Source organism: Fuscibacter oryzae (assembly GCF_016765795.1).
GTDB classification, from domain to species: domain Bacteria; phylum Pseudomonadota; class Alphaproteobacteria; order Rhodobacterales; family Rhodobacteraceae; genus Fuscibacter; species Fuscibacter oryzae.
In genome coordinates this window covers 95872-119880 of sequence record NZ_JAESVP010000006.1, presented here as the reverse complement: position 1 = coordinate 119880, position 24009 = coordinate 95872, and the positions used below count along the sequence as shown (strand labels likewise).

At 60.5% G+C, this 24009-nt stretch carries 22 protein-coding genes; 7 read left to right on the top strand and 15 right to left on the bottom strand.

Annotated features, from left to right (window positions below):
- Position 1 precedes the first annotated feature (1 nt).
- The 6 genes from JI744_RS13205 to hemJ all read right to left on the bottom strand — a co-directional run bounded on the left by JI744_RS13205 (position 2) and on the right by hemJ (position 6438).
- Entirely contained in the window at positions 2-826 is an 825-nt protein-coding gene (locus JI744_RS13205) for a ParA family protein (protein WP_202661604.1), read from the bottom strand.
- Positions 819-1439: a 16S rRNA (guanine(527)-N(7))-methyltransferase RsmG gene (gene rsmG, locus JI744_RS13200; RefSeq protein WP_202661603.1), complete on the bottom strand. Its 621-nt coding sequence runs from the start codon at positions 1437-1439 to the stop codon at positions 819-821. Before rsmG ends, JI744_RS13205 begins: the two co-directional genes overlap by 8 nt.
- Positions 1436-3301 carry a tRNA uridine-5-carboxymethylaminomethyl(34) synthesis enzyme MnmG gene (gene mnmG / locus JI744_RS13195; RefSeq protein WP_202661602.1) on the bottom strand — a complete coding sequence of 622 codons (1866 nt, stop codon included), beginning with the start codon at positions 3299-3301 and terminating at the stop codon, positions 1436-1438. Before mnmG ends, rsmG begins: the two co-directional genes overlap by 4 nt.
- 11 nt (positions 3302-3312) lie before the next feature.
- Entirely contained in the window at positions 3313-4587 is a 1275-nt protein-coding gene (gene mnmE, locus JI744_RS13190; protein WP_202661601.1) for a tRNA uridine-5-carboxymethylaminomethyl(34) synthesis GTPase MnmE, read from the bottom strand.
- A 19-nt stretch (positions 4588-4606) separates the two neighbouring features.
- Positions 4607-5878 carry a transcription termination factor Rho gene (rho, locus tag JI744_RS13185; protein WP_202661736.1) on the bottom strand — a complete coding sequence of 424 codons (1272 nt, stop codon included), beginning with the start codon at positions 5876-5878 and terminating at the stop codon, positions 4607-4609.
- Between the two features lie 110 nt (positions 5879-5988).
- Positions 5989-6438: a protoporphyrinogen oxidase HemJ gene (gene hemJ, locus JI744_RS13180; protein WP_202661600.1), complete on the bottom strand. Its 450-nt coding sequence runs from the start codon at positions 6436-6438 to the stop codon at positions 5989-5991.
- A 346-nt stretch (positions 6439-6784) separates the two neighbouring features.
- Here hemJ and JI744_RS13175 point away from each other — a divergent pair, with 346 nt between their 5' ends.
- Genes JI744_RS13175 through dnaQ form a run of 4 tightly spaced genes read left to right on the top strand, consistent with a single transcriptional unit; the run spans position 6785 to position 9501 of the window.
- Positions 6785-7384, top strand: a complete 600-nt coding sequence (locus JI744_RS13175; RefSeq protein WP_202661599.1) for a Maf family protein — start codon at positions 6785-6787, stop codon at positions 7382-7384.
- A complete protein-coding gene (locus JI744_RS13170) occupies positions 7381-8220 on the top strand; it encodes a shikimate dehydrogenase (protein WP_202661598.1) in 840 nt (279 codons plus the stop codon). Before JI744_RS13175 ends, JI744_RS13170 begins: the two co-directional genes overlap by 4 nt.
- Positions 8217-8804, top strand: a complete 588-nt coding sequence (gene coaE, locus JI744_RS13165; protein ID WP_202661597.1) for a dephospho-CoA kinase — start codon at positions 8217-8219, stop codon at positions 8802-8804. Before JI744_RS13170 ends, coaE begins: the two co-directional genes overlap by 4 nt.
- Positions 8797-9501: a DNA polymerase III subunit epsilon gene (gene dnaQ / locus JI744_RS13160; RefSeq protein WP_202661596.1), complete on the top strand. Its 705-nt coding sequence runs from the start codon at positions 8797-8799 to the stop codon at positions 9499-9501. The genes coaE and dnaQ overlap by 8 nt, the downstream gene beginning before the upstream one ends.
- Positions 9502-9516: 15 nt before the next feature.
- Here the strand turns inward: dnaQ and secB are convergent, their stop codons facing one another.
- Positions 9517-10002, bottom strand: a complete 486-nt coding sequence (gene secB, locus JI744_RS13155) for a protein-export chaperone SecB (protein WP_202661595.1) — start codon at positions 10000-10002, stop codon at positions 9517-9519.
- 219 nt (positions 10003-10221) lie between these two features.
- Here secB and JI744_RS13150 point away from each other — a divergent pair, with 219 nt between their 5' ends.
- Genes JI744_RS13150 through JI744_RS13140 form a run of 3 tightly spaced genes read left to right on the top strand, consistent with a single transcriptional unit; the run spans position 10222 to position 12469 of the window.
- The gene (locus JI744_RS13150; RefSeq protein ID WP_202661594.1) at positions 10222-10881 is read left to right on the top strand and encodes a Tim44/TimA family putative adaptor protein; all 660 of its coding nucleotides are present in this window, start codon (positions 10222-10224) and stop codon (positions 10879-10881) included.
- The gene (gene mltA / locus JI744_RS13145; protein ID WP_202661593.1) at positions 10881-11903 is read left to right on the top strand and encodes a murein transglycosylase A; all 1023 of its coding nucleotides are present in this window, start codon (positions 10881-10883) and stop codon (positions 11901-11903) included. The genes JI744_RS13150 and mltA overlap by 1 nt, the downstream gene beginning before the upstream one ends.
- A gap of 2 nt (positions 11904-11905) precedes the next feature.
- The gene (locus tag JI744_RS13140) at positions 11906-12469 is read left to right on the top strand and encodes a Smr/MutS family protein (protein WP_202661592.1); all 564 of its coding nucleotides are present in this window, start codon (positions 11906-11908) and stop codon (positions 12467-12469) included.
- 9 nt (positions 12470-12478) lie between these two features.
- Here JI744_RS13140 and JI744_RS13135 read toward each other — a convergent pair whose 3' ends face one another.
- The 8 genes from JI744_RS13135 to JI744_RS13100 form a co-directional block, all read right to left on the bottom strand.
- Positions 12479-13585 carry an alpha/beta hydrolase gene (locus JI744_RS13135; RefSeq protein ID WP_202661591.1) on the bottom strand — a complete coding sequence of 369 codons (1107 nt, stop codon included), beginning with the start codon at positions 13583-13585 and terminating at the stop codon, positions 12479-12481.
- Positions 13586-13640: 55 nt separating this feature from the next.
- Positions 13641-14939, bottom strand: a complete 1299-nt coding sequence (hslU, locus tag JI744_RS13130) for an ATP-dependent protease ATPase subunit HslU (RefSeq protein WP_202661590.1) — start codon at positions 14937-14939, stop codon at positions 13641-13643.
- Positions 14936-15493: an ATP-dependent protease subunit HslV gene (hslV, locus tag JI744_RS13125; RefSeq protein WP_202661589.1), complete on the bottom strand. Its 558-nt coding sequence runs from the start codon at positions 15491-15493 to the stop codon at positions 14936-14938. The genes hslU and hslV overlap by 4 nt, the downstream gene beginning before the upstream one ends.
- Before the next feature lie 94 nt (positions 15494-15587).
- Positions 15588-15914, bottom strand: a complete 327-nt coding sequence (gene trxA, locus JI744_RS13120; protein ID WP_202661588.1) for a thioredoxin — start codon at positions 15912-15914, stop codon at positions 15588-15590.
- Between the two features lie 58 nt (positions 15915-15972).
- Entirely contained in the window at positions 15973-19335 is a 3363-nt protein-coding gene (gene addA / locus JI744_RS13115) for a double-strand break repair helicase AddA (RefSeq protein ID WP_202661587.1), read from the bottom strand.
- Positions 19332-22289 carry a double-strand break repair protein AddB gene (addB, locus tag JI744_RS13110; protein ID WP_202661586.1) on the bottom strand — a complete coding sequence of 986 codons (2958 nt, stop codon included), beginning with the start codon at positions 22287-22289 and terminating at the stop codon, positions 19332-19334. Before addB ends, addA begins: the two co-directional genes overlap by 4 nt.
- Positions 22286-22981 carry a nucleotidyltransferase family protein gene (locus JI744_RS13105; protein ID WP_202661585.1) on the bottom strand — a complete coding sequence of 232 codons (696 nt, stop codon included), beginning with the start codon at positions 22979-22981 and terminating at the stop codon, positions 22286-22288. Before JI744_RS13105 ends, addB begins: the two co-directional genes overlap by 4 nt.
- Positions 22963-23982 (bottom strand): aminoglycoside phosphotransferase family protein, encoded by a 1020-nt coding sequence (locus JI744_RS13100; protein ID WP_202661735.1) that lies wholly within the window; start codon positions 23980-23982, stop codon positions 22963-22965. The genes JI744_RS13105 and JI744_RS13100 overlap by 19 nt, the downstream gene beginning before the upstream one ends.
- Positions 23983-24009: the final 27 nt, after the last annotated feature.

Genomic DNA, 24009 nt, shown 5'->3' with positions numbered 1-24009 from the left:
TTCAGACCTCCGCGAGCGTATCCCGTCGAAGGGGATGCCTTGTCAGCAGCTCTTTGGCCAAGGCTTTATAAGCCTCCGAGCCGCGTGACAACGGGTCATAGTCAAGAACCGAGACTGCATAGGATGGTGCTTCACTCAGCCTTACGTTTCGGGGAATGACAGTCTTGAAGACAAGGTCCCCAAGCGTGCGGCGAGCATCCGTTTCGACCTGCTGCGACAGCCTGTTGCGAGAATCCGCCATCGTCAACAGAACGCCCTCGATCCGAAGTGCCGGATTGGCACCCTGCCTGACCTCCCGAATCGTGAGCATAAGCTGAGAGAGCCCTTCGAGAGCAAAAAACTCGGTTTGCAGCGGCACCAAAACTGCATCGGACGCAGCAAGCGCATTCACGGTCAACAAGCTTAGCGAAGGCGGGCAATCAATCAAAATGAAGTCCAGCCGCAACGCATCAACGGATGGCCCGCGCAGCGCATCCTGTAGCAGAAAAATGCGTTTCTCATTTGAGACCAGCTCCATGTCAGCAGAAGCAAGGTCGGAATTTGCCGGACAGATCAACAACCCATCGGTAGAGGTCTTCTGAACGACGTCAGAGACCGGAACCTCTTCGATAAGGAGATCGTAACTCGTCAGCTTACGGTCCGAAACGGCAACGCCCAAACCGGTCGAGGCATTGCCTTGCGGGTCCAGATCAACCAACAGCACCCTGGCGCCTTCTGCCACAAGAGCAGCGGCCAAATTGATCGCTGTCGTCGTCTTGCCAACGCCACCCTTCTGATTTGCGATGGCGATACTTCTGACTTTTCGCGGAAGGATTGTATCAGACATGATGGACTTCCGTAATTCTCAGCAAAGATGCGGCCGGGTTGGTAACGCTCGATGTCTGTTTAAGAGTAAACTGCCAATCCCGCCGCGCCGTCAAAATCTCTTCTTCGGCCCGCTCTCCCTTGGGAAAGATCAATACCGCGTCATCCGCAGAAACTCTCTTTCCAAGCATCAACAGCGTCGACAAAGGCGCAAGGGCGCGCGCAGACACAACATCGGCCTGAAGATCCGCTACATCCTCGATTCGCGCAGCACGAACCTCGCAGTTCAGAGACAGAGCGTTCGACGCCTGAACAAGAAACGCGGCCTTGCGCCTGTCTGATTCGATCAAAACAACGCGCATATCGGAGCGGAGGTATTTCGCCAGTATTGCGACGACCAAGCCAGGTAGCCCACCGCCACTGCCGATATCCACCCAAAGCTTTGCCGTATCGGGTGAAATCGGCCAAATCTGAACAGAATCAAGGATATGCCTATTCCAGATTTCACCTTCAGAGGCCTTGGAAATCAGATTGATGTGCTGATTCCATTTCAGCATCATCTGCGCGAACCGCCGCAAATCCTGCTCTGCCTCTGGCGAAAGTATCGCTCCTGCCGCGGCGTTCAGATCGCTCATGACGCAAGCATGCCCCTGCTGAGCTTTCGCAAATGCGCCAAGATCAGAGTCAATGCTGCGGGGGTCATTCCCTCAATCCTTCCAGCCTCGGCAATGCTGCCGGGCCGAAGACGATGCAGTTTGGCTGCAAGTTCGTTCGATAAACCGGGAAGCCCCTGATAGATGAAACTGTGCGGTATGACCGTCTGCTCTTCCCGCTTCAGCTCCGATATTTCGATCAGTTGGCGATCAACATATTGAGCGTATAGCGCGTCTTTCATCACCTGATCGCGAATGTCAGCGTCGAATGACAAGAACTCCGGCGCCATAAGCCCTACTTGCGCCTCTGTGACGTTCGGAAAGGCCATCACCTCAAGCGGCGTCCTGCGGATACCATCCAGACTGACAGAAACACCGAAACTCGCCATCTGCTTCGGACTAAGCGCCTCTGCGGAAACGGTCGCCTTGGCCTTGTAAAGCTTGTCTAGCCGATCCTCAAACACGATTCGCCGCCGTTCCCCGACGATACCCAGCGCCATTCCCATGGGGGTAAGCCTTTGATCAGCATTGTCGGCCCGCAGCAGCAAACGATACTCTGCCCGCGACGTAAACATCCGATATGGCTCAGTCACGCCCCGTGACACCAGATCGTCGATCATAACACCGATATAGCTGTCATTCCGACTGAAATTGATCGGCGGCAAGCCCTGTGCGGCCCTTGCCGCCCCAAGGCCGGCCACCAAGCCCTGCGCCGCCGCTTCTTCATAACCCGTCGTTCCGTTTATTTGCCCGGCAAGGTAGAGACCAGAGACATCACGCGACTGCAAAGTCCTGTCCAGCTCTCTCGGGTCAAAATAGTCATACTCGATTGCATAGCCAGGCTGGGTAATCACCACCGCTTCAAGCCCGCGAATAGACCTAACATACGCCTCCTGCACCTCTTCCGGCAAGGAAGTGGAGATTCCGTTCGGGTAAACGGTATCATCATCCAGCCCCTCGGGCTCCAGAAAAACCTGATGCGACGACTTATCAGAAAACCTGACAACTTTGTCTTCGATTGATGGGCAATAGCGCGGGCCAATGCCTTCGATATGCCCACCATACATTGCAGATCGATGCAGATTATTCCTGATTATATCGTGGGTTACCTCATTGGTATGTGTCACTCCGCAAGAAATCTGCCGGACAAACGGCTGTTTGTGCAAAAATGAAAAAAGCGAGGGCTGATCATCCCCCTGCTGCTCATCCAAAGTATCCCAGCGAATTGTTCTGCCATCCAAACGTGGGGGCGTGCCAGTCTTCAGCCGTCCCCTTCGGGGCATCATCTCCGAGAGCTGCTGCGCCAGTAGCACCGAAGGCCGATCACCCACCCGACCACCCGGCCGCTGTTGATCGCCAACATGGATAATTCCATTAAGAAATGTTCCCGCCGTCAACACAACCGCCCTTGCGCCGATGTTGGTTCCGTCTGACATGGTGACCCCAACGCATGTGCCGTGTTCTAGGATCAGCGCAGCCACTTCACCCTCGACAATTGACAAAAACCGCTGTTCGGCAAGCAGGTCGTGAATCGCTTTACGATATAGTTTCCTGTCTGCCTGCACCCGTGGACCTTGCACGGCGGGCCCCTTACGCCTGTTCAGGAGTCGAAATTGAATGCCGGCACGATCAGCGGCAACGCCCATAATGCCATCAAAAGCATCGATTTCGCGAACCAGATGGCCCTTACCTAAGCCTCCGATCGCCGGATTACACGACATTGCACCGATCGCTTCGGACCTTAGTGTCAACAGTGCAGTCCGCGCGCCAGCCCTGCTTGCCGCAGCGGCAGCTTCGGTCCCGGCATGCCCGCCGCCGACCACGAGTACATCGAAATGTTTCACGTGAAACACTCCTACTTTCCTATGCAAAAGCTGGCGAATATTTCGCCAAGCAACGCTTCCGTGCCAATCCTTCCGACCAGCAACTCCATAAACCGAATGGTAGCCCGCAACTCCAAAGCAACCAACTCAGCCCCCGATCCAGAAATCATCAGTCGCTCGGCATTCACAAGGCTGCCCAGAGCATTTCCTACGGCGTTACGCTGTCGTTCGCGAATCAGCAAGCCCGAGTCGGGTACACGATGCGACAAGCGTTGCTGGATCAGGTCAACAAGTTCGGCCAATCCCTGGCCCGTAACCCCGGACACACCCTCTCCGATTATGTCTGCCTTGCCCAAAATTGCGATGTCGCCATCTTGCAGCTCAAGACTTGGTTTCTCATCTGGGGTTGTCAGCAAAAAGACCCGAAGGTCAGCCGCCATCGCACGCTCGATCGCACGCGCAACCCCGATATGCTCAATCGCATCAGATGTTTCCCGCAAACCCGCCGTATCCAGAAGCGTTACCGGCAAACCACCAAGGTCCATCCTGACCTCAATGATATCACGGGTTGTTCCGGCAATTTCAGAGGTGATCGCCACATCCCTTTTCGCTAACGCATTGAGAAGAGTAGATTTTCCTGCATTCGGCGCACCGACGATAGCCACCTCGAAACCAACCCGGATGCGTTCTGCCTGCCTGGAAGACTCAAGCTCTGATCTTAAACTTTCCGCGAGTTGCAAAATGATGCCCAAAACTTCAGGTGTAACATCCAAAGGAACATCTTCGTCAGCGAAATCAATTGTCGCCTCAATCAGGGCTGCCGCGCGCAACAAGCCCTGCCGCCAAACCTCAACACGGCGCCCAAGATGCCCATCCAGCACCCGCAAGGCCTGACGCCGCTGAGATTCGGTCTCCGCATCTATCAAATCGGCCAGCCCTTCGACCTGAGCCAGATCAAGACAGCCATTCTCCAATGCCCGCCGCGTGAACTCTCCAGGCTCCGCCAGACGAAGACCTTCGAAAAGCCCGAGTATCTGCAGCAGCTTCTGGACGGTCGCCATACTGCCATGGACCTGAATCTCGGCGCTTTCCTCACCGGTAAAGCTGTGTCCAGACTCAAACAGAAGAACCAGCGCCGTATCAATGGCTTCACCCTGCCAAGTCAGATTCCGCAGCGAAGCACGCCGCGCGGGTGGCAGACCACCGCAGAGTTCAGCCAGAACAGACCACGTCCCCTCACCCGACAACCGGATAACCGCTACACCGGCCTTGCCGCGCGCCGAGGCTAGCGCAAATATTCTGTCCACGATTTCCCCGCGACCAACGTCATGCGTTCATGGAATCGAAGAACTCAGAGTTTGACTTGGTCTGTTTCAACTTACCCAACAGGAATTCGATCGCATCCGTCGTCCCCATCGGGTTAAGGATTCGCCGCAGAACATAGGTCTTTTGCAGATCGATCTTGTCCACCAGCAGATCTTCCTTCCGCGTGCCAGACTTGAGGATATCAATCGCCGGGAACACACGCTTGTCTGCAACCTTGCGGTCCAGCACGATCTCGCTGTTGCCGGTGCCTTTGAATTCTTCGAAGATCACTTCGTCCATCCGGCTGCCGGTGTCGATCAGCGCAGTCGCAATGATCGTAAGACTGCCACCCTCTTCAATATTCCGCGCCGCCCCAAAGAACCGCTTCGGCCGTTGCAACGCATTGGCATCCACGCCGCCGGTCAGAACCTTGCCCGACGAAGGGACAACAGTGTTGAAGGCACGCCCCAGACGCGTGATCGAATCGAGCAAAATCACAACGTCACGCTTGTGTTCTACCAGACGTTTCGCCTTCTCGATCACCATCTCCGCCACAGCAACGTGCCGCGTTGCCGGTTCGTCAAAGGTCGAGGAAACAACCTCCCCCTTAACGCTGCGCTGCATGTCTGTCACTTCTTCGGGCCGCTCGTCGATCAGCAGAACGATCAGATAACATTCCGGATGATTGATAGCTATGGAATGCGCGATGTTCTGCAACAGCACCGTCTTACCCGTCCGCGGTGGCGCCACGATCAACGCACGCTGGCCTTTCCCGATCGGGCAAACCAGATCAATAATCCGGGCAGAGCGATCCTTGATCGTCGGATCTTCAATTTCCATCTTCAGCCGCTCATCGGGGTAAAGCGGCGTCAAGTTGTCGAAATGAACCTTGTGGCGCACCCGCTCAGGGTCATCAAAGTTGATCCGCGTCGCCTTGATCAGGCTGAAGTACCGCTCATTCTCACGAGGAGCCTGAATGACACCCTCGATCGTATCGCCGGTCCGCAAGCTGAACTGGCGGATCATCTCGGGGCCAACATAAATGTCGTCGGGACCGGGCAGATAATTTGCCGACGGGCTGCGAAGGAAGCCAAAGCCATCCTGCACCACTTCCAGCACACCATCGCCACCGATCTCCCAGCCCTCTTCGGCATGCTCCTTCAAGATCGAGAACATCATCTCGCCCTTCCGCATGGAAGGCGCATTTTCGATCTCCCATTCCTCTGCCATCGACAAAAGTTCTGCCGGTGTCTTGGCCTTGAGGTCTGCGAGATTAAGATGTTCGATGGTCATGCCATGGCCCTTTCGCACGAAGCGTGCACTAGGTCTGATGTCTGGGAGATATATGAGCCGGACGGCCTGACGCAGCAGGTAAGACCGACGTACCACAAAGTCAACGCCGATCAGAACTTCACGATCACCGAAATGACGATAATGACCATAAGAAGCGTTGGAACTTCATTCATTATTCGATAGGTTCTGCCATTCAACCTGTTGGTTCCAAAAGAAAAATCTTTCCTCCTCCAACCCAACCAGTGGTGAAACCAGGTCATCCCCAGAACAGCCGCCGCTTTGGTCCAAGGCCAGACCATAGACCAGTCAACCGTTCCTGGTGTGAAAACAAGGCATAGTCCGAAAATCCAGGTCGCTATACTCGCCGGGCCCATGATGCCGCGCAGAAGCCGTCGTTCCATTGTCTGGAACATCAGATCGGTATCGGACTCGGCGACAACCTTCTCGGCATGATAAACGAATAGCCGTGGCAGGTAAAACAACCCGGCCATCCAAGAGATGACCGAGACGATGTGGCACGCCTTGATCCAGAAATACCAGTCTAGCAGAAAGTCATACATGCCTAACCTCTTGGTCCCTCTTTCTATATAAAGAAGAGTAAGAAAGGAATGATGTGATTGTTGGTCCTGTGGAAACCGGGATTTTTGAGTTACCCACAGGTTCTCCCCATCTGTCTCCATGCTGTTCTGTGCCACAGAAAAATTGAAAAAATAAGTAAATTCAAGACTATATACGCGAAAACCGTCTATCGGCGGTCTGATTTCCAACACGCCATGTATGAAACCAGACCACCTGTCCACATCTGGATAACCATGGCCGGCGGCTTGACAATCCATCTGACTTTCCCACACCTCTGAAAAGCGCGCGATCTACGATCAAGAACATAAACAGAATATCCACAGACCCATGGCGACCCCCCTCATCCTCGCCTCCAGCTCGACCATCCGACGACAGCTTCTGGAATCGGCTGGTTTGTCCGTTCAGACGGTTGCGGCCCGCATTGACGAGGATATGATCCGCGACAGTCTGATTGCCGAGGGAGCGACGCCGCGCGATATCGCCGACAGCCTGGCCGAGATGAAGGCGATACGCGTGGCCGAACGCCATGCGGACGCGGTGATCATTGGCTGCGATCAGGTTTTGGAGTTTCAAGACAAGGTCTGGGCTAAACCGGAATCACTTCAACAGGCTCAAGAACAGCTTGGTCTTCTGCGTGGCAATACCCACCGCCTCTTGTCTGCTATCGTTGTCTGCCACCAAGGACAGCCCGTCTGGCGCCATGTCGGAACGGCCCGGTTGACGATGCGAGACTTCAGCGAAAGCTATCTTGCGGCCTATCTTGCGCGGAATTGGCCAAGCGTTGGCCAGAGCGTCGGCGCCTACAAGCTGGAGGAAGAGGGTATCCGCCTGTTTTCCGCCATCGAAGGCGATCATTTTACCATCCTCGGCCTGCCACTTTTGCCGCTATTGTCCTATCTGACCCTGAGAGGATTCATCGAGCCATGACCACAGGCGCTGGAATACCGCTTGCCGGTGTCATCGGCCACCCCATAGCCCACAGCCGCTCTCCTGCTTTGCATGGCTATTGGCTCAAACGCTATGGGATCAAAGGGCACTATATCCCGATGGATGTTGCGCCAGCCGATCTGGCTGACGCCCTGAACATCCTGCCCCGCCTCGGATTCGTCGGCCTCAACGTCACCCTTCCCCATAAGGAAGAGGTTCTGAAACTCGCCGATGTTGTTTCCGATCGCGCGGCTTTGATCGGTGCGGCCAATACCCTGATTTTCCGTCGTGATGGCCGCATTCAGGCCGACAACACAGACGGAGCGGGCTTCATTGCAAATCTGCGGCAGGGCGCGCCGGATTGGGTGCCAACAGCAGGCCCGGCCGTGGTATTCGGTGCGGGTGGTGCCGCGCGCGCTGTGATTGCGGCCCTTCTGGAGACGGGTGTCACGGAAATTCGACTGACCAACCGCACCCGACCCCGCGCCGAGGCGCTAAAGGCCGATTTTGGCGCAAAACTTGTCGTCGAAGACTGGGTTCAGGCTGGAAACATGCTCGAAGGTGCCACAACGGTCGTGAATACAACCTCGCTTGGGATGAGCGGCAAGCCAGAATTCCGCATTCCACTGGATGCCCTCGAACCCGAAGCCACGGTCACAGATCTGGTTTACACCCCCCTTCGCACGCCATTTTTGGAACAGGCGGCCCAGCGCGGCTGTCATACCGTCGATGGGCTTGGCATGTTGCTGCATCAGGCTGCTCCGGGCTTTGAGCGCTGGTTCGGTCACCGCCCCGAAGTTGACGCCGATACCCGCGCCGCAGTGCTGACAGCATGACCTTCCGGCTTGGATTGACCGGCTCCATCGGGATGGGGAAATCCACCGCTGCCGGGCTTTTTCGCGCCGAGGGCATAGATGTGTGGGATGCCGATGCAGCCGTTCATCGGATGTATGGCCCCGGTGGGCAGGCGGTTGACGCAATCTTTGCCCTGTGCCCGCAGGCAATTGAGAGGGGTGCTGTTTCACGTGAAACGCTGAAGCATGAAATTGCTGCTCGTCCCGATTTGCTGCCACAGATCGAACAGATCATTCATCCATTGGTGGCCAGTGATCGGCAGATGTTCCTGAACGATAGCCTGGCGGACATTGTGGTTTTCGACATTCCGCTGCTGTTCGAAAAGGGCACTGAAACGGAAATGGATGCCACGCTTCTGGTCACCGCGCCCGCTGCCCTGCAAAGAACGCGCGTGCTTTCCCGGCCCGGGATGACAGAACAGACCTTCCAGATAATTATGTCCCGCCAGATGCCCGACGCGGAAAAGCGCCGCCGTGCTACACATATCGTGGAAACGCTCGCGCTCGACCAGACGCACGCTTACATTCGTGCCCTGATCGCATATATTCGAATGCACCATGCGTGAAATCGTTCTCGACACCGAAACCACTGGCTTTGAGCCCTCCGAGGGCCACCGCATCGTCGAAATTGGCGCGGTAGAGCTGTTTAACCACATGCCGACCGGGCAGACCTATCACCAATACATCAACCCAGAACGGACCATGCCGCGCGAAGCCTTCGAGGTCCACGGCCTTGGCGACGAATTCCTGCGCGACAAGCCGGTCTTCCGTACCATTGCGCAGGCCTTTCTGGATTTCATCGGCGACGCAAAACTGGTCATCCACAACGCAGCCTTCGATGTGAAGTTCCTTAATGCAGAGCTGAAGGCGGTCAATCTGCCAACACTTGGTTGGGATCGCGCCATTGACACGCTGGCGATAGCGCGCGCCAAATTTCCCGGCTCGCCCGCCTCTCTCGATGCTCTGTGTCGCCGCTTCGGGGTTGATAACTCACGCCGCGAAAAGCACGGTGCCCTGCTCGACAGCGAAATTCTGGCAGATGTCTATCTGGAGCTGATCGGCGGGCGTCAACCGGACCTCGTCCTTGCCCCCGCCAAGTCAGAGGCCGAAACCCAAAAGGTGACCGTTGCTGCGCAGACCTGGCGTGCCTATGCCCGACCGGCACCTTTGCCAACACGTCTTACGGAAGATGAAGTCGCGGCTCACGAGGGTCTGGTTCAAAAACTGGGCGACGCCTCCCTTTGGAAGCGCCGCCTCGCGTAACTTTTGCCGCTCAGATCAGTTCGGCTGGGCGGTTGGCTGCGGCGCTTGGGCCCGCCGGGCAATTTCCTGACGATAGAGTGCCACGAAATCCACGTTGTCGATGTTCAGCGCAGGAAATCCGCCATCGCGGGTCAGGTCCGAGATGATCCGGCGCGCAAAAGGAAACAGCATCCTCGGGCATTCGATCAACAGGAATGGGTGCAGTTGATCTTCCGGCACCCCTTCAACCTGAAAAATCCCGCCGTAATCCACTTCGCACAGAAACAGTGTTTCCCCGTTGGCCTTGTTGACCGAAGTTACGCGGTATTTCGAAATCACATCGAACTGGTTCGGTGCGGCGCGCTTGCGGGCATCAAGGCTGACGGCTACCTGAATGTCTGGCTTCACTTCGCTCGCGCTGACACCCTTTTGCGCCACCATATTCTCAAACGAAAGGTCGCGGACAAACTGGGCCAGAACCGACATGCGAACCTGCGGCGCGGCACCATTCTCTTCGGCCATACGAATTCTCCTCTCATGCCGGGTTGCGCCGTTCCTAACAGGTCGCCATGGCCGTCTCAATGCCGATGGCGGGTGAACTGCCGCGAAATAAGGCCGCGATCTGTGACATGAGGTCCCTTCCTGCCCGACATATTGGTCCGGGCGGTGGACTTGCACCGCGCGTCATCCTACATAAATCCAGTCAACCGGAACCAACCCCCCGGACGCATGAGGCCGCCGATGAACTCTTCCCTGATCCAGCTTCTTGTTCTGGCGGGTATTGCCGTATTCCTGATCTTGAAACTGCGCTCGGTTCTTGGCACCCGTGAAGGCTTTGAAAAGCCGCCCCTTTCCCGTGAGGAAGCCGCCCCTTCGTTGCGGAGGGCCACTCCACCAGCTCTTGACGGCCCGGACCAGGACATCACCGATCACGTTGCCGAAAACGGGCCTGCTGCTGCCGCACTCAAGGCGATGAAGCTGGCCGAGCCCTCATTTTCCGTTGGAGAGTTCCTGCGCGGCGCGCGCGGTGCCTATGAAATGATCCTGATGGCCTTCGAAAAAGGAGAGCTGGACCGCATCCGCAGCTTCCTTTCAGAAGAGGTTGCTGCAACCTTTGCTCAGGCAATCAACGCGCGCGAAGCGCAGGGCCTGACCTCGGAAACAACCTTTCTCGGCATCCGGGAACTGACCCTTGATGACGCCGAATTCGACAGCACGACCAGAACAGGTGAAATCACCGTCCGTTTTGTCTCCGAAATCACCTCTGTCGTCCGCAACAAGGCGGGTGATGTGGTCGAGGGGGCGGCAGGTGAGGTCAAGCGCCAGCGCGACAACTGGACCTTTGCGCGCAAAATGGGCGCGTCCGACCCCAACTGGCAACTTGTTGCAACCGGGGACTGATGCGTGGCCTTCTGCGTCTTTTCGGGTTTCTTTGCGCCATGACGGCCCTTCCGGCCCCGGCGCAAATCCTTGATTTTGAAAACCTTGACGGCTGGGATGGGGATGATCACCGCGCAGCGCTGGTGTCATTCCTCGAAACCTGCGATCTGCTGACAGCGCCCGATTGGGTTCCGCTCTGTCGGCTGGCGGCTGATGCCAACAAGACCGATGCTTCGGCCCGTGCCTTTTTCGAGCTGTTTTTCCGCCCGGTGATCATCGGCCCGCCGCCCGCCCTGTTCACCGGATATTATGAGCCAGAGCTTGACGGCTCCCCGGTCCGCACCCCGCGCTTTTCCTGGCCGATCTATCGCCGCCCGCCCGAATTGCAGGATGGGCAGACCTTTTACGACCGGGCCAGCATCGAAAACGGTGCGCTTCGTGGGCGGGGGCTGGAACTGGCCTGGCTGGAAGATCCGGTTGATACCTATTTCCTGCAAATTCAAGGCTCTGGCCGGATCAGGATGCCAGACGGCCGCGTTGTGCGGGTTGGGTACGCTGGTCGCAACGGCTTCGCCTACAAGTCGGTCGGGCAAGAGATGATCCGACGCGGAACCCACCGTCCCGATCAGGTTTCAGCTCAGGAAATCCGCAGTTATGTCCGCCAGATGGGGGATGCCGGGCTTGATCTACTGAACATCAACCCCTCGTATATCTTCTTTCGCAAGTTGGCCGACCTTCCGGCAGAGAAGGGACCGATCGGTGCCATGGGCAGGTCGATCACGACCTTGCGTTCGGTTGCAATCGACCCCGCCTATACCCCCTTGGGTGCGCCTGTCTGGGTCGAGAAAAACGGCGACAACCCGATCCGCGCCCTGATGGTCGCCCAGGATACCGGCGGCGCGATCAAGGGGCCGCAGCGGGCCGATATTTTTTACGGCACGGGTCTGGCCGCAGGCAATGCCGCCGGAACCGTCAAGGATGGCGGGCGCCTGATCCTGCTTTTGCCCATCGACCGCGCCTATGCGCTTTTGCCCGAAGGCTGATCATGGCGCGTCGCCGCGATCTGCACCCGGAAGAGCAGGCGCTCTGGCAGGCCGTGGCCAGCACCGTCACGCCCAACATCCGCCATCGGGCCAAAACCGTGCTGCCTGCCGCGCAGCCAGCCATATCCCCGGTAGATCCGCCCCCTGTTCCGCCCAAACTGCCGGCCTTTCGTCTGGGTGAAAAACTGCCACCCAAATCCGTGCGACCGGCAGAGTCGCCCTTGCGCATGGACGCCAAGACCCATGCTCGCATGACGCGCGGCAAGCTGGCCCCCGAGGCGCGGATTGATCTGCATGGCATGACCCTCGCCGAGGCCCATGGCGAACTGATCCATTTTATCCTTGGCGCACAAGAGCAGGGCCATCGATTGGTTCTTGTCATCACGGGCAAGGGCAAGCCGGGTCGCGAAGACGACCATCTGCACCGCCAGGGCGGCGTGTTGCGCCAGCAGGTGCCCCACTGGCTGCGCCTTCCGCCCCTGGGTCTGGCCGTGCAACAGGTGGCCGAGGCGCATTTGCGCCACGGCGGCTCCGGGGCCTGCTATGTCTATCTGCGCCGCCGATAGGGCCCGCCCCTAGCGGGTCAGCTCATTTGCTACCGTCCCAATTGGCCGCAGTACAATCTGCGTGGCGTTCTGAACGCTCAGAACCACGCCCGGCAACAGGCCAACCCGCCGTGCCCGCTCGGCCTCCAGCACAGTGTCCACTTCACCGATCCGCCCCAGCAGCAGGATCAGCGCCGGAGAATCTGCCACAAGGAAATGCGACGATCCTTTGGCAAAGGCGCCCACATCAAGGAATGTCACCTTCAGGTCGGACAGCCGCGTCAGATCAGACAGCGACCCCAGGCGCTCTTTTTGCCCCGTAAGACCGGCAGAGAAGCGCAACACCTTGTCGCGGTTGGACCCGAAAATCAGGAATGGCTGCGGCAATGCCCCGATCGACTTCGCCTGTTCGCGGAACACATCCACGTCAATGTCAGGAGAGATCAGAACAACGCCCGACAGCTTCGCCATGGTTTTATGGTCGCCGCGCAAGGCAAGGCTGCGCAGGGCCTCCATCGTCAGCGCCGACCCCATCGAATGGGCGACGAGCAGGATGCGTTTTGCACCCGCCGCATCAATTTCGTGCAGCAGATCGCTCAGCCCGTCGCGGGCAAAGATCGCCGAGTCGCGGTCATAGACATAGCCCAGAGGATTGGCCGCCGAAGGCCAGGAATAATGCACCTCCACGCCCGGAATCTCCAGATCATGGGAAAGCTGTGCAACCCGGTACAGCCCTTCGGAAAAGTTGTTGTTGTAGCCATGCACAAAGATGACAGCCTCGCCGCCATTCCGGCGGAGGTCGGCGGCCAGATCTTTACGAAAGGCCGCCGTCTGCGGATAGGTTTTCGCCGCCGTTGTCAGATAGTGCTGCCGTGGGTCCGGTTTGCCATGCTTTGGTGGCCAATCAATGCTGCCCAGCTTGCGCACAGGTGGAACAGAAATGTCATAGCGCGCATACGAGGCGGTCTCGCTGCGTTCATTTCCAAACCCGCCCTCTGGCAGCGGATCGCGCGTGGTGCTGACATAAACCTGCTCGACCATACCCACGCTGGCCGCCTGCGGCACATAGGTGATCCGTCCCCTCGGGGCACAGGCCACCGCCAGCGAAACCAACATCAGCAAGGCAAATCGGTTCATCGGTTCATCCCGAGCTAATGACAAATCCAGATTGCCGCCGCGGCGATCTGCTCACCTACAGCACATAGCGCGAAATATCGGCCGAACGTGCCAAAGCGCCGACATTTCGTTCGACAAAGGCCGCATCCACCGTAACCACCTCGCCTGACCTGTCTGGGGCGGTAAAGGAAAGCTCTTCGAACACCCGTTCCAACACGGTATGCAGCCGCCGCGCACCGATGTTTTCCACACTGCGGTTCACATCGGCGGCCACGCGCGCCAGTGCGGCAATGCCATCTTCTGTAAAAGAAACCTGCACCTCTTCCGTCGCCATCAGCGCGGCATACTGCCGGGTCAGCGCATTGTCGGTTTCGGTCAGAATGCGCACGAAATCCTCCTCGGTCAGCGGTGACAACTCAACCCGGATCGGCAGGCGGCCTTGCAGTTCCGGCAACAGATCAGAGGGTTTGGCAACATGGAACGCGCCAGAGGCGATGAACAGGATATGGTCGGTTCGCACCGGGCCATATTTGGTGGAAACCGTCGTTCCCTCGATCAGCGGCAACAGGTCGCGCTGCACGCCTTCGCGGCTGACATCGGCCCCCCGCGCATCGGCGCGGGCGCAGATTTTGTCGATCTCGTCCAAAAAGACGATGCCGTTTTCCTGCACTGCCTCCAGTGCTGCGGCACGCACCGCCTCGTCATCCAACAGCTTGTCGGCTTCCTGGCTCATCAGCAGGTCGTGGCTGTCAGAGACAGTAACCTTGCGCCGGGTGGTGCGCCCGCCAAAAGCCTTGAACAGATCCTGCAAGCCCTGCATCTGGCTTTCCATGCCGGGCGCCATCGGAAACATGCCGACCGGCGCGGCATTGTCCGGCAGTTCTATCTCGATCAGCGTGTCGTTCAATTCTCCGCGCCGCAACTTGCCGCGAAACATCTCGCGCGTCTGCTCACGGGCTTCCTTGCCGGCCAGCGCCTCGATCACGCGGTCTTCGGCGGCCCGCTCTGCCCTGGCGCGCACATCGTCGCGCATCCGGGTGCGGGTTTCGATCAGGGCTGCATCAACGAGATCGCGTATGATCGAGTCCACATCGCGGCCAACATAACCCACCTCGGTGAACTTGGTCGCCTCAACCTTCAGGAACGGGCTTTTGGCCAGTTTGGCCAGCCTGCGCGAAATCTCGGTCTTGCCCACACCCGTTGGCCCGATCATCAGGATGTTCTTGGGATAGACCTCTTCCTGCATCTCGGCGCCCAGTTGCTTCCTGCGCCAACGGTTGCGCAGGGCGACGGCGACGGCGCGCTTGGCATCCCGTTGGCCAATGATAAAGCGGTCAAGTTCCGAGACGATCTCTCGCGGGGTCAGGCTGCTCATTTCGCAATCCGCTCTACAGTCAGGTTGCCATTGGTATAAACACAGATGTCGGCGGCAATCGCCATCGCGCGGCGGGCCACCTCTTCAGCACCCAGATCGGTCGCCATCAGGCCGCGCGCCGCCGCAAGGGCATAGTTCCCACCCGACCCGATCGCGGCAACGTCATGCTCTGGTTCCAACACATCGCCCGCGCCGGTAAGAACATAGATCGCCGCGCCATCGGTCACGATCAGCATGGCCTCAAGGTTGCGCAGATATTTGTCCATCCGCCAGTCCTTGGCCAGATCAACGCAGGCGCGGGCCAGCTGACCGGGGGCGGCGTCCAGCTTTTTCTCCAGCCGCTCCAGCAGGGTAAAGGCATCGGCGGTCGATCCGGCAAAGCCTGCCACCACATCCTGCCCACCCGGCGACAGCCGCCGCACCTTGCGCGCCGTCCCTTTGATCACGGTTTGGCCCAGGCTCACCTGCCCGTCGCCCGCCACCACAACCTCACCGCCGCGCCGCACTGCCAGAATGGTGGTGCCGTGCCAGCCAGGAAATTTGTCTTCCGCCATATCCGCCTCCGAACCTTGCCGTCATATGGGGTTGGGCAAGCGCAAAAGAAAAGGGCGCCACAGCGGGCGCCCCAATCGTGCCAGAAAACCGGCGTCAGATCGCCGATTGAATCCAGTTGGCCAGTGCCGCCTTGGGCGCCGCGCCAACCTTGTTCGACACAACCTCACCATTCTTGAACAGGAACAGCGACGGAATCCCGCGCACGCCCAGAACCGCCGGGCTGTCGGGGTTTTCGTCAACATTGACCTTCACGATCTTGACCTTGCCGGCATATTCGGCAGCCAGCTCTTCCAGGGCCGGGCCGATCTGGCGGCAAGGGCCGCACCATTCAGCCCAGAAATCCACGATAACTGGAATGTCCGATTTGCGGACTTCGGCATCAAAAGTGGCATCGGTCACGGCGACGGTGTTCGCACCCATGGCGCATCTCCAAACGAAAGGGGTCGGCTAACGAAGCTAGGCATACCGCCCTCTGGCGTCAAGGGATTGCGGCTCTTTGCAAGGCGGCCCGCACGATATTGCATGGCACGGGCATCAAGTTGGCGGTGCGGGTCCACAAAATCGCAAGGTCGATCCGGCGATCCGGCCAGATTTGCGCCAGCGCCGCCTCATACGCACCCAATTGCCGCAGGATGCCTTCGGGCACCTCGGCCACGGTCGCAGGGACAACGCGGTTCGATTTGAAATCAACCACCAGAATGCTGTCATCTGTCACGATCAGCCGGTCAATGGTGCCCATCATCTGAACCCCAGCCACAACGGCGGAAACCGGCACCTCTGCTAGGCCGCCGGGCGCAAAGACATGCGCCAGCGCGGGCGCGGCCAGCAGATCAAGCACTTCTGGCAAAGCCTGCTGCGTCAGTGGACCCAGCCGTTCGGCAAGGGCGGGCCGCTGGTCGGGTGGCACCTGCGGCAGATGCTCCAGCAACTGATGCAGGGCGGTGCCTCGCGTCTTTGCCGCCTCGACATCCATCCCCTCGCCGGGCAAGGCCTTGGCTCCGCCAAGATCAGACGGGGAAAGCGTCCGGGCCGGTTCCTCGACGGGGGGCAACAGGGCGCTTGCCCAGTCCGGCAATGCGTGCTGCGGGACCGGTTCGGCAGAGTGTATGTCAGAGAGAGGCGCAGGTTGCGGCCAATCGCCGGTTTGATAGCGCAGGCTGCCACCAATACCCGCAACAGCACCAACCGCGCGCATCCCGCCCTGCACATGGGCATACCACGCCCAGTCCAGCGGGTCTTTCGGTCCGGTCTTGCGCTCGGTCTTGACGTCGCCCGCCCCGGCAATGATCAACCAGCACCGCGCTCGCGTCAGTGCGACATACAAAAGCCGCAGCCCTTCTTGCGCCAGCCGCTTGCGCCGGGCCTCGCGCGCCTCGGCAATCAGGGCGGGGCTGTCATCGGCGGGGGTTTTCCACGCGGCGGTGCCATCGGCCAACCGCAGAACCTCATCGCGCTCTCGCGGTTCGCGGTCGGTGGTGTCGGGCAAGATGACAATCGGCGCCTCAAGCCCCTTGGCGCCGTGAACCGTCATCACGCGGATACGGTCACCCGCGCTGTCCATCTGGCGCTTGACCTCGATTTCGCCCGTATCTAGCCAGATCAGAAAGCCGGTCAGGCTGGGCACTTCCGCCGTTTCATAGGCTATCGCCCGGTTCAACAGCTCATCAATCCCGTCTTCGGCCTCTTGACCCAGCCGGGTGATCAGACGGCGCCGGCCATCGTGCCGGGTCAGCATCCGGCCAAGCAGTTCATAGGGCCGCAGAAAGTCGGCCTGATCGCGCAAATCCTTTAGCACGGCAACCGTTTCTGGCTGCGCCAAATCATTGCGCAAGGCCTCCCACAGGAACCCGCGACGGGGTTGCGCCAGCCGGTGCAATTCATCCTCGGTCCAGCCGAACAGGGGTGACCGCAGCACAGCAGCCAGCGACAGATCGTCCTCTGGCGTTGCCAAAAAGCGCAGCAGCGCCGTCAGATCCTTGACCGCAAGCTCTGCCCCCAGCTTTAGCCGGTCGGCCCCCGCAATCGGCAGTTGGGCTTTCTTGCAGGCGCGGATGATCTCGGAAAACAGGGTCGATCGGCGCTGAACCAGAATCAGAAAATCCCCGGCCCGCACCGCCCGATGGCCGCGCGGGTCTTCCCGCACATCCACCGGGATCGAAGTTCCGGCCGCGATCATATCGCCGATCTGCTGGGCGATCTGTTGCGCCAATCGCGCGGTGTGGTGGGTTTCGGCGACCAGATCGACCGGGTTTTCCCACTCCGTATCCGCCTCGACCTTGGTCGGCTCAATCAGCGGCCACAGGTCTACCCGCCCCGGCATGGTGTCCTTGTGGGCAATGTGGTGCATATGCGCGCCCAGCGCCTCGGGGAACCGAGAGCCAAAGGTTTCGTCAACCAGCCGCAGCACGGCTTGCGACGACCGGAAGGAATACTCCATTTCCAGTGTCTGAAACGGCAGGTCTGCGGCCCGAAAATCGGCCTGAAAGTCGCTTTGCTTGCGGTCAAAGGCGGCGACATCTGCCCCTTGAAACGAATAGATCGACTGCTTTTTGTCGCCCACGACAAACAGGGTGCGGGCCCCCGGCCGGGCGCCTTCGCCCGCCGTGAACTCGCTTGTCAGCAATTCGATGATGCGCCACTGATCGGGCGCGGTATCCTGCGCCTCATCAACCAGAATATGGTCGATGCCACCATCCAGCCGGAACAGAACCCATGCAGCCAGCGCCCGGTCGGTCAACAGGGCCTTGGCGCGCTGGATCAGATCATCGAAATCCAATCGCCCCCGTGCGGCCTTTGCCCGCTCGTACAGCGGCAGAAACCGCGCGGCAAAGCGTTGCATCAGCGCCGTCTTTTCAGCCGCCCTCAGCGCAAGCCGCTGCGGTCGGGCAGATTCCACCCGGCGCATCAGATCGTGAAGGCGGTCAAGGTCCGCGCCCAGCATCGGCCGGCAATCCTTGGTCGGAAGCCGGCCCGTCTTGGCACAATTCGGCTGCTTGGTGTCGGCGCCATAGATGAAAAGCGCCTCAAGCGCGGCGAGCGTTCCAAGATCAGGCGATGACAAATCAATCGCCGCCAGAGTGTCGGCGGTGGCTTGGTCCGTTGTCTTTCCGGCACGCAAAAGTGGCACTATTCGGCTAAACAGTGACGCTTCATCGCCCAGAAATACGCGCGCCAGCAGGCTGGCTTCGGTCTCTTCCTCGGCCAGCCCGAACAGGTCGCGCAGCGCGCTTTCAGACAAGGGTTTGGCAAAGGCGGCGCGCTGGGCGCTGATTTCTTGCGCCAGCGTCGCAAAATCATCGCCCGAAAAGACCTGCGCCAGTTCGGCCACCAGCCCTTTGTCCGTGCGGTCTGCCATATCTTCCAGAATTTCCGACCGGATCAGATGCGCGGCCCGGTCATCCAGCTCCTGAAAGGCGGGGGCAACACCGGCCTCCAGCGGAAAGCGGCGCAATAGCGTGGCGCAAAAGCTGTGAATGGTCTGTATGCGCAACCCGCCCGGCGTTTCCAGCGCGCGGGCAAACAGGCGGCGGGCGCGGGCCAGATCTTCGGCAGGCAGCGCGCCCGCTTCGCCCAACTGGATCAGGGCGGCGCGCAAATCGGCGTCAGGCTTCATCGCCCATTCGCCCAGCAGGCGAAACAGGCGGTTCTGCATCTCGGCTGCGGCGGCTTTGGTATAGGTCAGGCACAGGATATGCTGCGGCTGCACGCCCGACAGCAACAGCCGCGCCACCCGTTCGGTCAGAACCCGCGTCTTGCCCGACCCGGCATTGGCCGCAATCCAGGACGAGGCTTGCGGATGGGCGGCCTGAACCTGACGCTCGCTGGCTGCATCGCGGATCATGCGCCCCCCTCCTCTGGCCCGACGGGCGCGGGCGCCGCGCGGTCCGACATCTGCCATTCGCCAAGGCGCGACAGGTGATCATAATCGCCTTCTATCCGGTCTTCGAACACGGCACGGCGGGCGGTATAGCCAGTTGCACGGCGATGATACCGCTCGATCAGAAGGACAAACTTGTCCCATTCGCTGCCCGTCAGCTCGGGCGTAATTTCGGTTTCTACCGCCTTTTCGCCCGCGCCCAGCCCGACATAGCTGATCTCGGCCACGTCGGCGGGCCCGATCTCGGCAAAGCCGCCCCTTTCAGCCATGGCAGCCGCCAGCAGCAACTGCTTGTCATAATGGTCCTGCTGCTTTTTCGTCGGGGGCGTGCCGGACTTATAGTCAATCAGATGCAGACGGCCATCGGGCAGCCGGTCAATCCGGTCGGGCGTACCGAACAGGGTGAAGTCATGGCCGGGCACAGTGATTTGGCCCTTGGATTCGACCAGAAGGGCGGCCCCGCCCCGCTTGCGATCTTGCGTCAGAACATGGTTCGCCGCGCGTGAAAACCGCGCCAGCCACAGGGCGCGGGCGGCAGGAAAGGGCACCTCGGCCTCCAGCACCTCGGCAGCGGTGGCCAAGAGGCGCGCGCGGGCCGCCGCCAGCGCCTCGTCTTCGGGCCGCTCCCGGACAAAGCGTTCCAGAATCAGGTGAAAGGCATTCCCCCGGTCGCGGGCATCGGCAACGGGGTGCAGCGGGTCCAGCGGATAAAGCCGCAGCACATGGCGCGCGTAAATCGCATAAGGATCGCGGATCAGCCGGGCAATTGCGGTCAGCGCCAACCGGCGCGGGCGTTGGGCAACGGGCGGCTGCGGCGCGGGCCGGCCAGCGGGCGCAAGACGCGGGTCGGCCATCTGCGCCAAAGACGGGGCTTCCAGCGCCGCACCCAAGGCCAGCCAATGCCCCCCCCGGTTGCGCATCAGGGACAGGGCCTCTGGCCCGTGCTGTTCGGGCAGGCCGGACATCAGGTTCATCAACCGGTTCAGCCAGCGCGACGGCACGCATTCCGCCTCGGCGTCGCGGACAGACCGTGTCAGCACCACTTCGGGCGCGGCAACCGCCTGTTGATAGTCATGTGCGGAAAGGCCGACGCGCCGCTCTGGCAACAGCAACCCCGCCTCTTTGCGCATGGCGCGGTTCAGCCAGGGGTCGGGTGGCGGCAGTTGGGGCCATGTGCCATCGTTCAGCCCGGCCAGAACCACCAGATCGGCCCCCTGTATCCGCGCCTCGACCGTGCCCCACAGCATGATTCGGGGGTGGCTTTGCGCCGCCTCGCGCACCTCTGCCTGTGTCAGCACCGCGCTGAACAGATCGCGGTATTCGGTTGCAGACATCGCGCCACCATGAGGGGCCTCGGCCTGCAAATCCTGCATGACGGCAAGCGCCTGTTCGCCCGCTTCTTTCAGCCACAGCGCTCCGCTGCCGGTCTCATGGGTGCCGCGCGCCAACGCCTCGGCCAGATCGCGGTGGCGGTGAACATGGTCCGACAGGGGCAGCGCTTGTTCCGTCTCGGGAACAAAAACGGCCAGTGTTCTGGCAAGAAACGTCCCCCAGGCCGGGGCCTCGGGTGCATCCTGCGCACTGGCCCAATGCAGAATGTCTGCCGCCGTGGGAAAAACCGGGCCATGGCGGCGCAATCGCAGTTCCAGCTCTCGGGTCAGGCGCAGGTGGGCGCCACGGTCACCCGTGCTGGCGGTCAGTGGGTGTTTCAGCAGGATCAGCAGCCGTTCTGCCGTCAGCCGGGCCCCGAACAGATCGGCGACATGCAGCAGGAACCGGCCCGGCGCAGACAGTGCCAGCGGGCGACCGGCGGAATCATCCGGCACAAGGCGCCAGCGGTCCAATGCCGCTGTCACCTGCCGGGCCAATGTGCGGTCGGGCGTGATAACGGCGGCAGTGCGGCCCTGCTCGGCGGCCTGTCGCAAGACAAGGGCAATGGCCAGTGCCTCTGACCTTGGGGTCGGGGCCTCGATCAGCGTCATTTCGGCGGTCGCCCCGCGTAAATCGGGCAGATGTGGCCCCTCTGCCAGCCAACGGTCCGTCACAGGTGCAGGCCGCAATGAAAGCGATATCAGGCGATTCCGGTCGGGGCTGGGCGCCGCCGCCCCGCTCCACGGTTGGAAATCGGTCGGCGAAAGGCCCAGATCATCGGCCAACCGGCGGTAACGGTATTGCGGATGGTCCTCGGCTGTCAGCGAATCCTGCAACGCCGCCCAGCCCTCGGGCGGCAGATCGGCGTCAAACCCCGGTAGTACCAGCGCGCCCATCGGCAACCGGGTCACAGCCTGCATCAACAGCGCCGTCGTACCACGCGAGCCGGTAGAGCCTGCAACGATCACCGGATCCTGCGGTGGATCGGCGGCCCAAAGGGCCATCTGCGCCTCGACCGCAAGACGCTGTCTTAGCCCCGCATCGGGGGCGTTGCCGTCCTGCAAATGTGGCGCGATGATCGACAGAAATTGCCGCGTGCGCGCCCAGTGTTCGGAATGGCCCGACACATCCAGCCCCGCCACGGTTTCAACTGAAACACCCTCGCCTTGCATTTCCTCTCCCAACTGGGCCAGACTGTCGGCCAAGTCGAAGATTCCGGCGCGGGGTGCCAGATCGGGCTGGCTGTCCAGAAGGCGGGCGACCAGTTGGCCCAGTTCCAGCCGTCGGCGCAGGGGCGGCACAGCGGGCGGCACGCCAAGGCGCGGATCGTCGGGCAGATCGGTGATCAGGCGCAGCTTGGGCAAAAGCGTGGGCCCGCCTTGGCGAAAGGCCAGTTCGACCTCGCGCCGCATCCGGGCCGTGTTCAAAAACAGGGTCACCCGCGCGATGGCTTCGGGTGGTTGCCCGGCAAGGCGGCCTTTCAGACCAGTGACCAGATCGGTGGCGAAATTTGCGCCGGGGGGCAGATAGAAGATGCCTTTGGTCATGCCCTGGCCCCGGCCAACAGTGCCTCGGCCTCGGCAATCCCCTCGGGTCGGCCAACATCACACCAGCCGCCCTGATGCACCAGCCCGAAGACCCGGCCCGAGGCGATTAGACGGTCCCACAGCAGGTTCAGCGAAAAGATCTGCTCCGAAATTTCGGCCAGCCGATCCGTTCGCAGGATTTGCGCGCCCAGATACACCAGCCCCGGCGCGCCCTTTGCGCGGACAAGGCGACCCTGATCGTCCATCAGAAAATCGCCCTGCCCGGTATGGCCGCGCGCATTGCCGGGCGCGGCCAGCAAAAGCAGCGCGTCCATCCGGCTATCGTCCCAATGTTGCGACAGTTGCAGTAGGGGGTTTTGTCCGGTCCAGACGGCATCACTGTTCAGCGTCATCACCGGCGAGGATTGCAGCAGCGGCAAGGCCTTGCGCAGTCCACCCCCGGTTTCCAGCAGCAGATCATCCTCGGCGCTGACGGCAATGGGCAGATGGGACAGATGGGCCACGATCTGATCGCCCAGATAATGGGTGTTCACGACAATGGGCCGCGCCCGCGCGGCCGCTGCAAGGTTCAGCGCGTGATCGATCAGCGGTTTGCTCGCCACCTTGATCAGCGGTTTGGGGCAGTTTGCGGTCAGCGCACCCATGCGGGTGCCCTTGCCTGCGGCGAACAGCATCAGCGGAAAAGGCCGCATTTCGCCTCCATGGTCGCAAGGGCGGCAGGATCGGGCGGTGGCAACAGGGCGCTGCACAAAGATTGCAACCCTTCCATCCCCGGCTGCCGCAGATTGGCCTGCAACTGCTGCCACACCCGAGGCAGCAAAGGCAGATAGCCGGGCTTGCCCCCTACCAGACACAGCCGGGCAAAGATGCCCAGAATCCGCAGGGCGCGCTGGGCACCCAGAACGGAGTAAGCGCGGCGAAACGCGGCCCCCTCATGTCCTGCCCCGGCTGCAAACCGGCGGATCATCTGCTCTTCCGTATCAGGCAGCACATCGCGCCGCGCATCTTGCAACAACGACACCAGATCGTAGCCAGGCTGCCCCATCTGCGCCAACTGAAAGTCCAGCAGCCCGACGCGGGCCAACCCCTGCCGGGCGGGCAGCCACAGCAGATTTTGTGCGTGATAATCCCGCAGGATCAAGACCCTTGGCCCGTCGGCATAGCAATGCAGCAAATCGGCCAAAATTGCTTGGAAATCGTCGGTCGGAACCCGGTCGCCGGTGATGGCAAAGCGATACCAGTCCAGTGCAAAGGCGGCAGCCTCGGCCCAATCGGCAGCGGACAGATTGGGCAGGTCCGGCGGTGCAGGTTGGGATTGAAGATGCAACAGCACATCGGTGGCCGCCTGATAGAGCGGCACTTCCTGCGCCGGATCATCGGCAATCAGGCGGGAGAAAAGACCGTCTCCCAGATCTTCCAGCAGCAGAAAGCCGTGTTGCAGATCTTCGGCAAGACAGCCGGGTGCCGACAGGCCAAGCCCGGTCAGATGTCGCGCGATCACTAGGAATTGCGCAGGATCGTCGCCCTTGCCGGGCGGGGCATCCATCAGAACGGCGGTTTTGCCCGATAGCGTAACCCTTTGATAACTGCGGTCAGAAGCGTCGCCCGCCAGAAAGACGCGGCCCGCCGCGCCCCAGCCCGCCCGGTCAAGAAACTGGTCCGACAGGGTGCGTCGGTTCGCGGCCTGTGTCATTTGCCGAAGGTCGGCCGTCATATCTGG

What these genes read in the sequence shown, in the direction of transcription:
- JI744_RS13205 (WP_202661604.1), bottom strand. Translation starts at nt 826, where the DNA reads ATGTCTGATACAATCCTTCCGCGAAAAGTCAGAAGTATCGCCATCGCA.
- rsmG (WP_202661603.1), bottom strand. Translation starts at nt 1,439, where the DNA reads ATGAGCGATCTGAACGCCGCGGCAGGAGCGATACTTTCGCCAGAGGCA.
- rho (WP_202661736.1), bottom strand. Translation starts at nt 5,878, where the DNA reads ATGACCATCGAACATCTTAATCTCGCAGACCTCAAGGCCAAGACACCG.
- hemJ (WP_202661600.1), bottom strand. Translation starts at nt 6,438, where the DNA reads ATGTATGACTTTCTGCTAGACTGGTATTTCTGGATCAAGGCGTGCCAC.
- JI744_RS13175 (WP_202661599.1), top strand. Translation starts at nt 6,785, where the DNA reads ATGGCGACCCCCCTCATCCTCGCCTCCAGCTCGACCATCCGACGACAG.
- JI744_RS13170 (WP_202661598.1), top strand. Translation starts at nt 7,381, where the DNA reads ATGACCACAGGCGCTGGAATACCGCTTGCCGGTGTCATCGGCCACCCC.
- coaE (WP_202661597.1), top strand. Translation starts at nt 8,217, where the DNA reads ATGACCTTCCGGCTTGGATTGACCGGCTCCATCGGGATGGGGAAATCC.
- dnaQ (WP_202661596.1), top strand. Translation starts at nt 8,797, where the DNA reads ATGCGTGAAATCGTTCTCGACACCGAAACCACTGGCTTTGAGCCCTCC.
- secB (WP_202661595.1), bottom strand. Translation starts at nt 10,002, where the DNA reads ATGGCCGAAGAGAATGGTGCCGCGCCGCAGGTTCGCATGTCGGTTCTG.
- JI744_RS13150 (WP_202661594.1), top strand. Translation starts at nt 10,222, where the DNA reads ATGAACTCTTCCCTGATCCAGCTTCTTGTTCTGGCGGGTATTGCCGTA.
- mltA (WP_202661593.1), top strand. Translation starts at nt 10,881, where the DNA reads ATGCGTGGCCTTCTGCGTCTTTTCGGGTTTCTTTGCGCCATGACGGCC.
- JI744_RS13140 (WP_202661592.1), top strand. Translation starts at nt 11,906, where the DNA reads ATGGCGCGTCGCCGCGATCTGCACCCGGAAGAGCAGGCGCTCTGGCAG.
- JI744_RS13135 (WP_202661591.1), bottom strand. Translation starts at nt 13,585, where the DNA reads ATGAACCGATTTGCCTTGCTGATGTTGGTTTCGCTGGCGGTGGCCTGT.
- hslU (WP_202661590.1), bottom strand. Translation starts at nt 14,939, where the DNA reads ATGAGCAGCCTGACCCCGCGAGAGATCGTCTCGGAACTTGACCGCTTT.
- hslV (WP_202661589.1), bottom strand. Translation starts at nt 15,493, where the DNA reads ATGGCGGAAGACAAATTTCCTGGCTGGCACGGCACCACCATTCTGGCA.
- trxA (WP_202661588.1), bottom strand. Translation starts at nt 15,914, where the DNA reads ATGGGTGCGAACACCGTCGCCGTGACCGATGCCACTTTTGATGCCGAA.
- addA (WP_202661587.1), bottom strand. Translation starts at nt 19,335, where the DNA reads ATGATCCGCGATGCAGCCAGCGAGCGTCAGGTTCAGGCCGCCCATCCG.
- addB (WP_202661586.1), bottom strand. Translation starts at nt 22,289, where the DNA reads ATGACCAAAGGCATCTTCTATCTGCCCCCCGGCGCAAATTTCGCCACC.
- JI744_RS13105 (WP_202661585.1), bottom strand. Translation starts at nt 22,981, where the DNA reads ATGCGGCCTTTTCCGCTGATGCTGTTCGCCGCAGGCAAGGGCACCCGC.
- JI744_RS13100 (WP_202661735.1), bottom strand. Translation starts at nt 23,982, where the DNA reads ATGACACAGGCCGCGAACCGACGCACCCTGTCGGACCAGTTTCTTGAC.